The organism is Pseudomonas reactans, assembly GCF_013385825.1.
GTDB classification, from domain to species: domain Bacteria; phylum Pseudomonadota; class Gammaproteobacteria; order Pseudomonadales; family Pseudomonadaceae; genus Aquipseudomonas; species Aquipseudomonas reactans.
On record NZ_JACAPG010000008.1, the window covers coordinates 219,549 to 231,989 of the forward strand.

At 60.3% G+C, this 12,441-nt stretch carries 11 protein-coding genes; 7 read left to right on the forward strand and 4 right to left on the reverse strand.

The window, feature by feature from the left end; all coding sequences use genetic code 11:
• Positions 1–13: 13 nt before the first annotated feature.
• The 3 genes from HX868_RS09350 to HX868_RS09360 all read right to left on the reverse strand — a co-directional run bounded on the left by HX868_RS09350 (position 14) and on the right by HX868_RS09360 (position 2,781).
• Positions 14–364 (reverse strand): hypothetical protein, encoded by a 351-nt coding sequence (locus HX868_RS09350; protein ID WP_177002646.1) that lies wholly within the window; start codon positions 362–364, stop codon positions 14–16.
• Between the two features lie 211 nt (positions 365–575).
• Positions 576–1,766, reverse strand: coding sequence for a methionine adenosyltransferase (gene metK, locus HX868_RS09355; RefSeq protein ID WP_028618258.1), 1,191 nt, complete (start codon positions 1,764–1,766; stop codon positions 576–578).
• Between the two features lie 19 nt (positions 1,767–1,785).
• Positions 1,786–2,781, reverse strand: a complete 996-nt coding sequence (locus HX868_RS09360; RefSeq protein ID WP_177002647.1) for an ArsR/SmtB family transcription factor — start codon at positions 2,779–2,781, stop codon at positions 1,786–1,788.
• A 259-nt stretch (positions 2,782–3,040) separates the two neighbouring features.
• Between HX868_RS09360 and tkt the strand changes: the two genes are divergently transcribed.
• From tkt to fba, 6 genes are all read left to right on the forward strand, one after another.
• Positions 3,041–5,038 carry a transketolase gene (gene tkt / locus HX868_RS09365; RefSeq protein WP_028618256.1) on the forward strand — a complete coding sequence of 666 codons (1,998 nt, stop codon included), beginning with the start codon at positions 3,041–3,043 and terminating at the stop codon, positions 5,036–5,038.
• A 159-nt stretch (positions 5,039–5,197) separates the two neighbouring features.
• Positions 5,198–6,253: an erythrose-4-phosphate dehydrogenase gene (epd, locus tag HX868_RS09370; protein ID WP_177002648.1), complete on the forward strand. Its 1,056-nt coding sequence runs from the start codon at positions 5,198–5,200 to the stop codon at positions 6,251–6,253.
• 17 nt (positions 6,254–6,270) lie between these two features.
• A complete protein-coding gene (locus HX868_RS09375) occupies positions 6,271–7,434 on the forward strand; it encodes a phosphoglycerate kinase (RefSeq protein WP_025857657.1) in 1,164 nt (387 codons plus the stop codon).
• A 29-nt stretch (positions 7,435–7,463) separates the two neighbouring features.
• On the forward strand, positions 7,464–7,691 hold the full coding sequence (locus HX868_RS09380) for a hypothetical protein (protein WP_095013828.1): 228 nt from the start codon (positions 7,464–7,466) through the stop codon (positions 7,689–7,691).
• Between the two features lie 47 nt (positions 7,692–7,738).
• Entirely contained in the window at positions 7,739–8,074 is a 336-nt protein-coding gene (locus HX868_RS09385) for an MliC family protein (protein ID WP_016977756.1), read from the forward strand.
• 124 nt (positions 8,075–8,198) lie between these two features.
• Entirely contained in the window at positions 8,199–9,263 is a 1,065-nt protein-coding gene (fba, locus tag HX868_RS09390) for a class II fructose-bisphosphate aldolase (RefSeq protein ID WP_003177554.1), read from the forward strand.
• A 57-nt stretch (positions 9,264–9,320) separates the two neighbouring features.
• Here fba and HX868_RS09395 read toward each other — a convergent pair whose 3' ends face one another.
• On the reverse strand, positions 9,321–9,986 hold the full coding sequence (locus HX868_RS09395) for a polysaccharide lyase family 7 protein (protein ID WP_177002649.1): 666 nt from the start codon (positions 9,984–9,986) through the stop codon (positions 9,321–9,323).
• Positions 9,987–10,296: 310 nt separating this feature from the next.
• On the opposite strand from HX868_RS09395, the gene HX868_RS09400 reads away from it, so the two are divergent.
• Positions 10,297–12,402: a putative bifunctional diguanylate cyclase/phosphodiesterase gene (locus HX868_RS09400; RefSeq protein ID WP_177002650.1), complete on the forward strand. Its 2,106-nt coding sequence runs from the start codon at positions 10,297–10,299 to the stop codon at positions 12,400–12,402.
• The last annotated feature ends 39 nt before the right edge of the window (positions 12,403–12,441 follow it).

Sequence of the window (12,441 nt, forward strand, 5' to 3'; positions counted from 1 at the left end):
TGGGTGTTTCTATTTACTTGAACAGACCACCCAGGGCCTTCACGGCGTCTGGCTTATCGGCCTTGGCCTCCTGTGTTTGCTGCTTGGCGTCGGCTTTGGCCTGGGCTTCAGAAAGTTTGTCACAACCTTTGTTGATCTGGTCCTGCGCGGCTTTGAAGGCCTTCACTTTCAGGGTGTCTTTCTGGGCTTCGGCGACATCGATCTTGGCTTGCAGGTCGTTGGCTTGTTTCTGGCAATCGCCGGAGTTGCCGCCACCCAGTTGGGCGCTCAGGGCGCCACTCAGTGCGCTCAGGTCGGCGGCATTGACCGGCAGGGCGAACAGGCTGAGCAGCAGGGCGGCAGGGGCGAGCGTGGAAATGCGCATGAAAAACCTCAATGTTCGATTGCCTGCACGCTGATGAATCCCGGGCTGGCGCAGGGCAATATCCAAATAAGGTGAAGGGCCCGAGAGGGCGCGGATTCTAAGGGGCCATCATTGGGCCTGCAAGCTTTGGATCCAAAAAGCGTGAAGGTCGTCGCGCAATAAAAAAGCCCCGCCGGAATAACCCGGCGGGGCTCTTGTGCATCGAGAGCGATTACAGGCCGGCGGCAGTGCGCAGGTCGTTGGCGCGGTCGGTTTTTTCCCAGGTGAAGGTGGTGAACGTGTCGTCGCCGACAGTCTTCTGCGCAGGGGTACGACCGAAGTGGCCGTAGGCTGCGGTTTCCTGGTACATCGGGTGCAGCAGGTCGAGCATGGTGGTGATCGCGTAAGGGCGCAGGTCGAAGATCTCACGCACCAGCTTCACAATCTTGTCATCGCTGATCTTGCCGGTGCCGAAGGTATTCAGCGAGATCGACGTAGGCTGGGCCACACCGATAGCGTAGGACACCTGAATCTCGCAACGCTCGGCCAAGCCGGCGGCCACGATGTTCTTGGCCACGTAACGACCGGCATAGGCTGCCGAACGGTCAACCTTGGATGGATCTTTACCCGAGAACGCGCCGCCGCCGTGACGGGCCATGCCGCCATAGCTGTCGACGATGATCTTGCGACCGGTCAGGCCACAGTCGCCCACTGGGCCGCCGATGATGAACTGGCCAGTCGGGTTGATGTGAAACTGAGTGTCTTTGCTCAGCAGCTCGGCCGGCAGCACGTGCTTGACGATCAGCTCCATCACGCCTTCGCGCAGGTCGGCGTAGGACACGTCCGGGTTGTGCTGGGTCGACAGTACGACAGCGTCGATACCGACGACTTTGCCGCCTTCGTAACGGCAGGTCACCTGGGACTTGGCGTCCGGGCGCAGCCACGGCAGCAAGCCGGATTTGCGCGCTTCGGCCTGACGCTGTACCAACTGGTGCGAGAAGGTGATCGGCGCAGGCATCAGCACGTCGGTTTCGTTGCTGGCATAGCCGAACATCAGGCCCTGGTCGCCGGCGCCTTGATCTTCAGGCTTGGCACGGTCGACACCCTGGTTGATGTCCGGGGATTGCTTACCGATGATGTTCATCACGCCGCAGGTCGCGCCGTCGAAACCGACGTCGGAGCTGGTGTAGCCGATGTCGGTGATCACGTCACGAACGATCTGCTCCAGGTCAACCCAGGCTGTGGTGGTCACTTCGCCAGCGATGATCGCTACACCGGTTTTCACCAGAGTCTCGCACGCCACACGGGCGAACTTGTCTTCAGCAATGATGGCGTCCAGCACCGCGTCAGAAATCTGGTCGGCGATTTTGTCCGGATGCCCTTCAGACACGGACTCGGAGGTGAAAAGGGAGTATTCGCTCATCTCGATGTTTTCCTGATATTTACCGATGGTGAGTGTCGCCAGCCGGCCGCTGAAAATGGCGGACCTGAATCTGGAAACCATTACGTAAACCTACATAGAGGCTTTCCCCGGGAACAAGTCCCGCAGCGGTGGCCCAACGGGCCAGATCATCCTGTTCAAAACCCAACCAGAGATCACCGCAGGCCTCCCTGGCCCAATTCTGGTTGTGGCTGCATAAATCCGTAACCAGCAGGCTACCGCCGGGGTGCAGCAGCCCGGCCATTTGCTTGAGGGCGTCAGCGGGGGCGGCGAAATGGTGCAAGACCATGTTCAACACCACGCAGTCGGCCTTGATCGTTGTGTTGTTCAGTGCGTCGGCCAACTGCAAGCTGACATTGCCCAGCGACTCGCGCTCACAGAGCTGGCGTGCCAGTTCGAGCATCGCCGGGCTGTTGTCCAGTGCGGTGACTTGCTGGAAGCGCCGTGCCAGCTCTGGCAGGAAGCCGCCGTCGCCAGGGCCGACTTCCAGTGCCGTGGCGTCATCACTGAAGCTCAATTTGTCGAGCAGCGCCAATACGCTGTCGCGGTATTGGGCAAGGCCAGCAATCAGGTCTTGCTGGGCACGAAATTTCTCGGCAACCCGTGCGAAAAAATCCTGACTGGCGGCGGCGCGTTGCCCATGCACCTGGCCGATGCGCGACTGTACGTCGCCTGGCAGGCTCAGGTTATCCACTTCTTCAAGCAGGGCTGCGTGCAGCTTGCCACCCAGCAGCTCGGTATGGGGCAGGGCGCGGCGGTAGAAAATCGCATTGCCTTCGCGGCGGGTGGCCACCAGGTCGGCCTGGGCCAGCACCTTCAAGTGATGGCTCATGCCGGATTGGCCAATGGCAAAGATCTGCGCCAGTTCCAGTACGCCGAAGGAATCGTTGGCCAGTGCGCGCAACACGTTTAGACGCAACGGATCGCCAGCGGCCTTGCACAAGGCTGCCAGTTCATCGCCGTCGTCGGGGCGCAGTGAGGGCATGGGTAGATTCATAAGGCCAGCAGTCTAGTGACGGGTCGAGTGCATCGCAAGGCCAATATCAAAAAGTTTTGATATTGATCGATAAGTGGCGGTTATAAGCCGCCGCTATAACCTTTAGACGAACCGGCTAAAGCTTTCTGCAAGGGATTGATGCCCAAAGCACAGGAAAAACACCCCCAAGTGACTATCTGTCATTGCCCACAGGCGGTGGCTGAGGGAAAATGCCGGTCCTTTTTTCCGTTTCTTTTAAGCAACCCCCAGGAGATCAGCGATGCCCAGCCGTCGTGAGCGTGCCAACGCCATTCGTGCCCTCAGCATGGATGCCGTGCAAAAAGCCAACAGCGGCCATCCCGGTGCCCCGATGGGCATGGCGGATATCGCCGAGGTGCTTTGGCGTGACTACCTGAAACACAACCCGAGCAACCCGTCGTTCGCCGACCGTGACCGCTTCGTGCTGTCCAACGGCCACGGTTCGATGCTGATCTACTCGCTGCTGCACCTGACCGGCTACGACGTCACCATCGACGACCTGAAAAGCTTCCGTCAACTGCACAGCCGCACCCCGGGCCACCCGGAATTCGGCTACACCCCAGGCGTCGAGACCACCACCGGTCCCCTGGGCCAAGGCCTGGCCAACGCCGTTGGCTTCGCGCTGGCTGAGAAAGTCCTGGGCGCGCAGTTCAACCGCCCTGGCCACGACATCGTCGATCACCACACCTATGTGTTCCTGGGTGATGGCTGCATGATGGAAGGTATTTCCCACGAAGTCGCTTCCCTGGCCGGCACCCTGGGCCTGGGCAAGCTGATCGCCTTCTACGATGACAACGGCATCTCCATCGACGGCGAAGTCGAAGGCTGGTTCACCGATGACACCCCTAAGCGTTTCGAAGCCTACAACTGGCAGGTGATCCGCAACGTCGACGGCCACGATCCGGAAGAGATCAAGACCGCCATCGACACCGCCCGCAAGAGCGCGCAGCCGACCCTGATCTGCTGCAAGACCACCATCGGTTTCGGCTCGCCGAACAAGCAGGGCAAAGAAGACTGCCACGGCGCCCCACTGGGTGACGCGGAAATCGCCTTGACCCGTGAAGCCCTGAAGTGGAACCACGGCCCGTTCGAAATCCCGGCCGACATCTACGCCGAATGGGATGCCAAGGAAAAAGGCCTGGCCACCGAAGCCGAGTGGGACCAGCGTTTCGCTGCCTACTCCGCCGAATTCCCTGAGCTGGCCAATGAGCTGGTCCGTCGCCTCGCCGGTGACCTGCCTGCCGACTTCTCGGAAAAAGCCTCGGCCTACATCGCCGAAGTCGCGGCCAAGGGCGAGACCATCGCCAGCCGTAAAGCCAGTCAGAACACCCTGAACGCCTTTGGCCCATTGCTGCCGGAGATCCTCGGCGGTTCGGCTGACCTGGCCGGTTCCAACCTGACCCTGTGGAAAGGCTGCAAAGGCGTGTCGGCGGAAGACGCCAGCGGCAACTACATGTACTACGGCGTACGTGAGTTCGGCATGAGCGCGATCATGAACGGCGTATCCCTGCACGGCGGCCTGGTGCCTTACGGCGCGACCTTCCTGATGTTCATGGAATACGCCCGCAACGCCGTACGCATGGCTGCGCTGATGAAGAAGCGCGTGATCCACGTCTACACCCACGACTCCATCGGCCTGGGTGAAGACGGCCCGACGCACCAGCCGGTCGAGCAACTGACCAGCCTGCGTACCACGCCGAACCTGGATTGCTGGCGCCCAGCCGATGCGGTGGAATCTGCCGTGGCCTGGAAGCACGCCATCGAGCGCAAGGACGGCCCTTCGGCGCTGATCTTCTCGCGTCAGAACCTGCAGCACCAAGTGCGTACCGACGCGCAGATCGCCGACATCAGCCGTGGCGGCTACGTGCTCAAGGACTGCATCGGCGAGCCGGAGCTGATCCTGATCTCCACCGGTTCCGAAGTGGGCCTGACCGTTCAAGCCTATGACAAGCTGACTGCCCAAGGCCGCAACGTACGTGTTGTGTCCATGCCGTGCACCAGCGTGTTCGAAGCCCAGGACGCCGGCTACAAGCAATCGGTGCTGCCGTTGCAGGTCAGCGCGCGTATCGCCATCGAAGCGGCTCACGCCGACTACTGGTACAAGTACGTGGGCCTGGAAGGCCGCGTGATTGGCATGACCACCTACGGTGAGTCGGCGCCGGCGCCAGCGTTGTTCGAAGAGTTCGGTTTCACCCTGGAAAACATCCTGGGTCAGGCTGAAGAGCTGCTGGAAGACTAAAGCGCGAACGCGGTGGTCAACTGGCCGCCGCACCCCTTGTAGGAGCTGGCTTGCCAGCGATGGCGTCCGTCCAGTCAACATCCATGTTGAAGCTGATGGCCTCATCGCTGGCAAGCCAGCTCCTACAATGGTTTGTGTCGCCCATAATGCGAGAACCCCATGCCTCAACCGCGTCCCTACAAAGTTGCACTCAACGGCTACGGCCGCATTGGTCGTTGCGTCTTGCGTGCTCTGTTCGAGCGAGGGGCGGCGGCCGGGTTTGAAATTGTTGCTATCAATGATCTGGCCGACATGGCCAGCATCGAATACCTGACACGCTTTGACTCCACCCACGGCCGCTTCCCTGGCGAAGTGCGGGTCGAAGGCGATTGTCTGCACATTAATGGCAACTGCGTGCAGGTCCTGCGCAGTGCCACCCCCGAAGGCATCGACTGGAAGACACTGGGCGTCGACCTGGTGCTGGAGTGTTCCGGTGTCTATCACACCCGTGCCGATGGCCAGCGTTTCCTCGACGCCGGCGCGCCGCGTGTGCTGTTTTCCCAGCCGATGGCCAGCGAGGCGGATGTCGACGCCACCATCGTCTACGGCATCAACCAGGATTGCCTGACCGGCGATGAGCTGCTGGTGTCCAACGCTTCTTGCACCACCAACTGCAGCGTGCCGCTCTTGCGCCTGCTGGATCAGGCGATTGGCCTGGACTACGTGTCGATCACCACGATCCACTCGGCGATGAATGACCAGCCGGTGATCGACGCCTACCACCACGAAGACCTGCGCCGTACCCGCTCGGCGTTCCAGTCAGTGATTCCGGTGTCCACCGGCCTGGCGCGCGGCATCGAGCGACTGCTGCCGGAACTTGCCGGGCGAATCCAGGCCAAAGCCGTACGGGTGCCGACGGTGAACGTGTCTTGCCTGGACATCACCATGCAGACCGTCAGCGACACCGATGCGATGGAGGTCAACCGGATCCTGCGCGACGCCGCCACCAGCGGCCCGCTCAAAGGCTTGCTGGCCTACACCGAGTTGCCCCACGCCAGTTGTGATTTCAACCATGACCCGCATTCGGCGATTGTCGATGCCAGCCAGACCCGCGTTTCCGGCCCACGGCTGGTGAATATCCTGGCCTGGTTCGACAACGAATGGGGCTTTGCCAACCGAATGCTGGATGTTGCGGAACATTATCTGCACATCGCCTCTAAACAACCTCAACAGTAATTCAGGAACTGCGACCCATGACCGTGTTGAAGATGACCGACCTCGATCTGCAAGGTAAGCGCGTACTGATCCGCGAAGACCTCAACGTCCCAGTCAAGGACGGTGTTGTCACTAGCGATGCGCGAATCCTGGCCTCGCTGCCGACCATCAAGCTGGCCCTGGAAAAAGGCGCGGCCGTGATGGTCTGCTCCCACCTGGGTCGTCCGACCGAGGGTGAGTTCTCCGCCGAAAACAGCCTCAAGCCTGTCGCCGATTACCTCAGCAAGGCTCTGGGCCGCGACGTGCCGCTGGTGGCTGACTACCTGGGCGGCGTTGACGTTAAAGCCGGCGACATCGTGCTGTTCGAAAACGTACGCTTCAACAAGGGCGAGAAAAAGAACAGCGACGAACTGGCCCAGCAATATGCAGCGCTGTGCGACGTGTTCGTGATGGATGCGTTCGGCACCGCTCACCGTGCTGAGGGTTCGACCCACGGCGTGGCCAAGTTCGCCAAGGTTGCCGCCGCTGGCCCGCTGCTGGCTGCTGAGCTGGACGCACTGGGCAAGGCGCTGGGTGCTCCGGCTCAGCCAATGGCTGCCATCGTGGCCGGCTCCAAGGTGTCCACCAAACTGGACGTGCTCAACAGCCTGAGCCAGATCTGCAACCAGTTGATCGTCGGTGGCGGCATCGCCAACACCTTCCTGGCCGCAGCCGGTCACCCGGTGGGCAAGTCCCTGTACGAGCCGGACCTGCTCGACACGGCCCGTGCCATCGCCGCCAAAGTCAGCGTGCCATTGCCGGTCGACGTCGTGGTCGCCAAGGAATTTGCCGAAAGCGCCGAAGCCACCGTCAAGCTGATCGCTGATGTGGCCGCCGACGACATGATCCTGGACATCGGCCCACAAACCGCAGCCAACTTCGCCGAACTGCTGAAAGCCTCGCAGACCATCCTGTGGAACGGTCCAGTGGGTGTGTTCGAATTCGACCAGTTCGGTAACGGCACCAAAGTGCTGGCCAAGGCCATCGCAGAAAGCTCGGCCTTCTCCATCGCCGGCGGCGGCGACACCCTGGCGGCCATCGATAAATATGGCGTTGCTGACCAAATCTCCTACATTTCTACCGGTGGCGGCGCATTCCTCGAATTCGTCGAAGGCAAAGTGCTGCCGGCCGTGGAAGTGTTGGAAACCCGAGCCAAAGGCTGAGGCTCGTGATCCGGAAAAGGAGTGTTCCCATGATCAAGTCGTTGGCAATGGTGATCGCAGCGGGCCTGTTGGCCGGCTGCGGCAGCACGCCAAGCGCAGAGCCGGACGCTGGCAAGCCTGCGGCACAGCAGAAAAAGAGCTGCTACCAGGCGGACTGGCAAGCCGAGACCATGCCGGTGATCAACAAGCGCATTGGCAACGAACGGCTGGAGAAATACGACGCCGCGCCCAACGGTCAGGAACAGGGTTGCCCTTGACGGGTCTGATCAACTGGCGGCCATCGGTCGCCTCACGAGGATTGGCAATGAAAGGCGTTTTCGCCCTGGCAGCCCTGGCCCTGTTGGCCGGCTGCAGCAGCATGAACATGTTCAGCAACAAGGCAGAAACTGCCGACAAGTGGACCACCTGGACCTGCGACAGCAAGGCTGAGGTGAACTGGCGCTTTGCTAATCAGGCCAAATCCGAGGTGGATGTCCGTTTGGGCGGTTCCGACCAGGTTTACCGCCTCAAGCAGGACGTTGCCGCCTCGGGCGTGCTGTACAGCGACGGCCAATTGGCGTTTCACACAAAAGGTGAGGAAGGCCTGGTTTACTGGGTCGCCACCGATGATTTGATCGGGCGTGGCTGCAAAGCGCAGTAAGCCTGACAGCAATAACGATTCAGCAGGCCAGGTATTGAAAACCTGGCCGGCAATAACTTGAATAGCAGCCGCCGCTACGGCAGGCTTGCACGATTAACGACCCTCGACCGGGAGAGACAACACAATGGCACTTATCAGCATGCGTCAAATGCTGGACCACGCAGCCGAGTTCGGCTACGGCGTCCCAGCCTTTAACGTCAACAACCTTGAGCAGATGCGCGCCATCATGGAAGCCGCTGACAAGACCGACTCCCCCGTGATCGTCCAGGCTTCAGCCGGTGCGCGCAAATACGCCGGTGCCCCGTTCCTGCGTCACCTGATCCTCGCCGCAATCGAAGAGTTCCCGCACATCCCGGTGTGCATGCACCAGGACCACGGCACCAGCCCGGACGTGTGCCAGCGCTCCATCCAACTGGGCTTCAGCTCGGTGATGATGGACGGCTCCCTCGGCGAAGACGGCAAGACCCCGACCGACTACGAGTACAACGTACGCGTCACCCAACAAACCGTGGCCATGGCTCACGCCTGCGGCGTATCGGTTGAAGGCGAGCTGGGTTGCCTGGGTTCCCTGGAAACCGGCATGGCCGGCGAAGAAGACGGCATCGGCGCTGAAGGCGTGCTGGATCACAGCCAGATGCTGACCGACCCGGAAGAAGCAGCAGACTTCGTGAAAAAGACCCAGGTCGACGCCCTGGCCATCGCCATCGGCACCAGCCACGGCGCCTACAAGTTCACCAAGCCGCCTACCGGCGACGTGCTGGCCATCGACCGCATCAAGGAAATCCACAAACGCATCCCCAACACCCACCTGGTAATGCACGGTTCTTCCTCGGTGCCGCAAGAGTGGCTGGCGATCATCAACCAGTACGGCGGCGACATCAAAGAAACCTACGGCGTGCCGGTTGAAGAAATCGTTGAAGGCATCAAGTACGGCGTGCGCAAGGTCAACATCGACACCGACCTGCGCCTGGCGTCCACCGGTGCGATGCGTCGCCTGATGGCCACCAACCCAAGCGAGTTCGACCCGCGTAAGTTCTTCGGCGCGACCGTGACCGCGATGCGTGATGTGTGTATCGCACGTTATGAAGCGTTTGGTACTGCGGGGAATGCTTCGAAGATCAAGCCGATCTCGCTGGAAGCGATGTACCAGCGTTATTTGAAAGGCGAGTTGAACGCTAAGGTGAACTAAACCTCAGCGTTTATAAAAGAAGCCCGCAGCGATGCGGGCTTTTTTTGTGGCTGCAATTCAATCGTGATCAATATCCAGCTTCGCAAACGTCACCCGTGCGCCTTCCTTGCTGTCCCCACTGTTGTCCTGCACATAGGCGCCTGCCTTGAAGTACAACGGCTTCGCCCCCCACGCGGCACCAATGCGCTCATTCCATTCACCATCCGCGGCATACACGCTGAGCAGCCCGGCTTTGTTGAGGTTGATCACGTAGGTAAAGCTCTTCTCCAGCGGCACATTCGACGCCACGATGATCACCCGTCCTTCATCCTCATCCGGGCGCATGCGCACTTTGGCGACGATATTGCCGGTTTGGGTTTTTTCCTTGAATTGATATTCCAGCTTGATCAGGGGCTTCTGGCTGTCATAGGCGTGAATCTGCCCGATGACGATCTTGCCGGTGGAAGGCACCTGATTGACCTCCAGCGTGGCGCGCAGGAAGTTGTCCGCGTCGGGGTAGGTCCAATTGCGTAGCCGCCCATCGGCGTAGGTTTCACGCAATTCGCTGCGCGGGTACACGGCGTTCTCGGTGCGAGTGCCGGTGACCGGTGTCCAGAATTGCACGTTGCTGCCTTCGGCCTGGAAATACTGGTCGTTGAAGCCATTCATCAGCTTCGGGGTATCGATGGTGGCGGGCGGGGAGCCGACCGGGATGCTGAGGTTCCAGGTGGAAAGGTCGATCATGGCATTTGCCTTTTTACAGAAGGTGAAGGCTTTGGCCCGTGGGCCAGTCAGGTTCTTTATAGGTGGTGTTAACCGTCTTGTTAAATGATTGATGGCAACTTATTGGCGTCAAATGAATGCCAAAAAGCCATGTTTCCCGTGAATCGTGGGCTGTAGCGGTTGACCGTTAGTCGGCTTCCTGAAAATTGGCGCAATGATGGCACCGTCGTTACTTCTGCTTTTTTGGAAGCGGGGCTAGAGTGAGGCCTCAGAGTTTGTCCGGGTTTTCTGTCAGAATTGACCGGAGTGGCTCCCAAGGAAGAGACGTAGCATGGAATGCGCTCCACACCACGCCGATGGCAGTTCAGTTCTTTTGGTCGTCGATGACTACCCGGAAAACCTGGTCAGTATGCGTGCGCTTTTGCAGCGTGAAGACTGGCGGGTGATCACCGCAGGTTCTGGCCTGGAAGCCTTGGAGTTGCTGCTCGCCCACGACGTCGATCTGGTCTTGCTGGACGTGCGCATGCCCGGCATGGACGGCTTCGAAGTGGCCCGCCTGATGCGCGGCAGCCAACGCACGCGCATGACACCGATCATCTTCCTTACGGCCAACGCCCAGTCGCCTGCCGCGGTGCTGGAGGGTTATGCCAGTGGCGCCGTCGATTACCTGTTCAAGCCGTTTGACCCGAATATTCTCAAGCCCAAGGTCCAGGCCCTGTTGGAGCACCAGCGCAATCGCCGGGCCTTGCAGCGACTGAGCCATGACCTGGAGTCCGCCCGTGCCTTTAATGCATCGGTGCTGGATAACGCCGCCGAGGGCATTCTGGTGGTGGGTGAGGGCAGTGTGATCGAGTACGCCAACCCGGCTATTTCGCGGCTGCTGAATGCCACCATGACGGAACTGCAGGGTGAGAGCTTCCTGAGTTTCCTGCAAAAACCCCATGTGCCGGCCTGGCTGGGGTTCCCGATGTTCGAGGCGTATCGCAAAGGCGAAACGTGGCGCCAGCACGACGCTATCTTACGCACCGGTCGCGGTCAGCAGGTACCGGTGGCGCTGTCTTGCGCGCCGTTGCCTGCCGAGCAGAAGGCCATGGTAGTGACCGTGCTGGACATGTCCGAAGTGCGTCATCTGCACCAGCAACTGGAGTTCCAGGCCGTCACCGACCCGTTGACCGGGTTGTTGAACCGGCGTGGTTTCCACCAGGCAGCAGAGAACACATTGCTGCGCAGCGAGCGTAATGAGCTATCCCTAGTGTTGCTGTATCTGGACTTGGATGGCTTCAAGCGGGTTAATGACTCGTTGGGACATGACGCAGGCGACCGGGTGTTGCGCTGGGTCTCGGAACAGATGCAGGCCTGTTTGCGATCTGGCGATATGCTCGGGCGCATGGGCGGGGATGAATTCACGGCGTTGCTGGAACTGGAATTCCCGGAGCAAGCCGCGAAGATTGCGGAAAAACTGATCGAACGAGTGTCGGTGTGCCAGCAGATCGATGGCCTGGATGTGATGCTGGGTGTCAGCATCGGTATTGCCACGTTCCCGGATTGTGGCTCGGACTTGAATGGCCTGCTGCGCGCCGCCGACATTGCCATGTACGAAGCCAAGCGTGCGGGCCGTCAGCAATATCGCTATTACGACCAGGAAATGAACGGCCGCGCCCGCTCGCGCCTGATGCTCGAAGACAGTGTGCGCACGGCGATTCAGAACAAGGATTTCACCCTGGTCTATCAGCCTCAAGTTTCTCTGGAGGACGGCCGCCTGCGTGGCGTTGAAGCGCTGTTGCGCTGGCAGCATCCGAGTGTTGGCGATGTGCCGCCGGGGTTGTTTCTGCCGTTGCTGGAAGAGGCGCGGTTGATCAGCCAACTCAGCACCTGGATTTATCAACAGGTCGCCGCGCAGCGCCAGGTGTGGCAAGCAACGTTTGGTGATGAGTTGGTGCTGAGCGTGAGCCTCTCCAGCAACCAGTTCAATATGCCCAACCTGGCCAGCCAACTGCAGCAGGTGATGGAGCGACATGGGTTGCAGGGTCGACAACTGGAGGTGGAAATCAGTGAAGACTGCCTGATGAGTAACCTTGAGGAGTCGATCAAGCAGCTCAAATTGTTGCGCCAGATCGGCGTGCGCACCGCTCTGGATGATTTTGGCCTGGGCAATTGCTCCCTGGCGCATCTGCGCGATTTGGCGTTCGATACGCTCAAACTCGACCCGCAATTGGTTGCGCGCCTGCCGGGTTCCGCACGGGACGCGGTGATGGCACGCAGCATCATCGAGCTGTGCGGGCATTTTGAGGTTGTGGTAGTCGCTGAAGGTGTCGAAACCCAGGAGCAAGCCCAATGGCTCAAGGCCAACGGCTGCCCGTTTATCCAGGGCCCGTTGGCGGCGCAGCCGTTGATGGCCGAGGAAGTGACGGAGTGGAGTCGCGCCCGCCTGGGCTGAATTCGTTACACTGACGGCCGTCCGAACCTGTTGCAGACC

Coding starts and splice junctions, on each gene's coding strand:
- HX868_RS09350 (WP_177002646.1), bottom strand. CDS start 364: ATGCGCATTTCCACGCTCGCCCCTGCCGCCCTGCTGCTCAGCCTGTTC.
- metK (WP_028618258.1), bottom strand. CDS start 1,766: ATGAGCGAATACTCCCTTTTCACCTCCGAGTCCGTGTCTGAAGGGCAT.
- HX868_RS09360 (WP_177002647.1), bottom strand. CDS start 2,781: ATGAATCTACCCATGCCCTCACTGCGCCCCGACGACGGCGATGAACTG.
- tkt (WP_028618256.1), top strand. CDS start 3,041: ATGCCCAGCCGTCGTGAGCGTGCCAACGCCATTCGTGCCCTCAGCATG.
- epd (WP_177002648.1), top strand. CDS start 5,198: ATGCCTCAACCGCGTCCCTACAAAGTTGCACTCAACGGCTACGGCCGC.
- HX868_RS09375 (WP_025857657.1), top strand. CDS start 6,271: ATGACCGTGTTGAAGATGACCGACCTCGATCTGCAAGGTAAGCGCGTA.
- HX868_RS09380 (WP_095013828.1), top strand. CDS start 7,464: ATGATCAAGTCGTTGGCAATGGTGATCGCAGCGGGCCTGTTGGCCGGC.
- HX868_RS09385 (WP_016977756.1), top strand. CDS start 7,739: ATGAAAGGCGTTTTCGCCCTGGCAGCCCTGGCCCTGTTGGCCGGCTGC.
- fba (WP_003177554.1), top strand. CDS start 8,199: ATGGCACTTATCAGCATGCGTCAAATGCTGGACCACGCAGCCGAGTTC.
- HX868_RS09395 (WP_177002649.1), bottom strand. CDS start 9,986: ATGATCGACCTTTCCACCTGGAACCTCAGCATCCCGGTCGGCTCCCCG.
- HX868_RS09400 (WP_177002650.1), top strand. CDS start 10,297: ATGGAATGCGCTCCACACCACGCCGATGGCAGTTCAGTTCTTTTGGTC.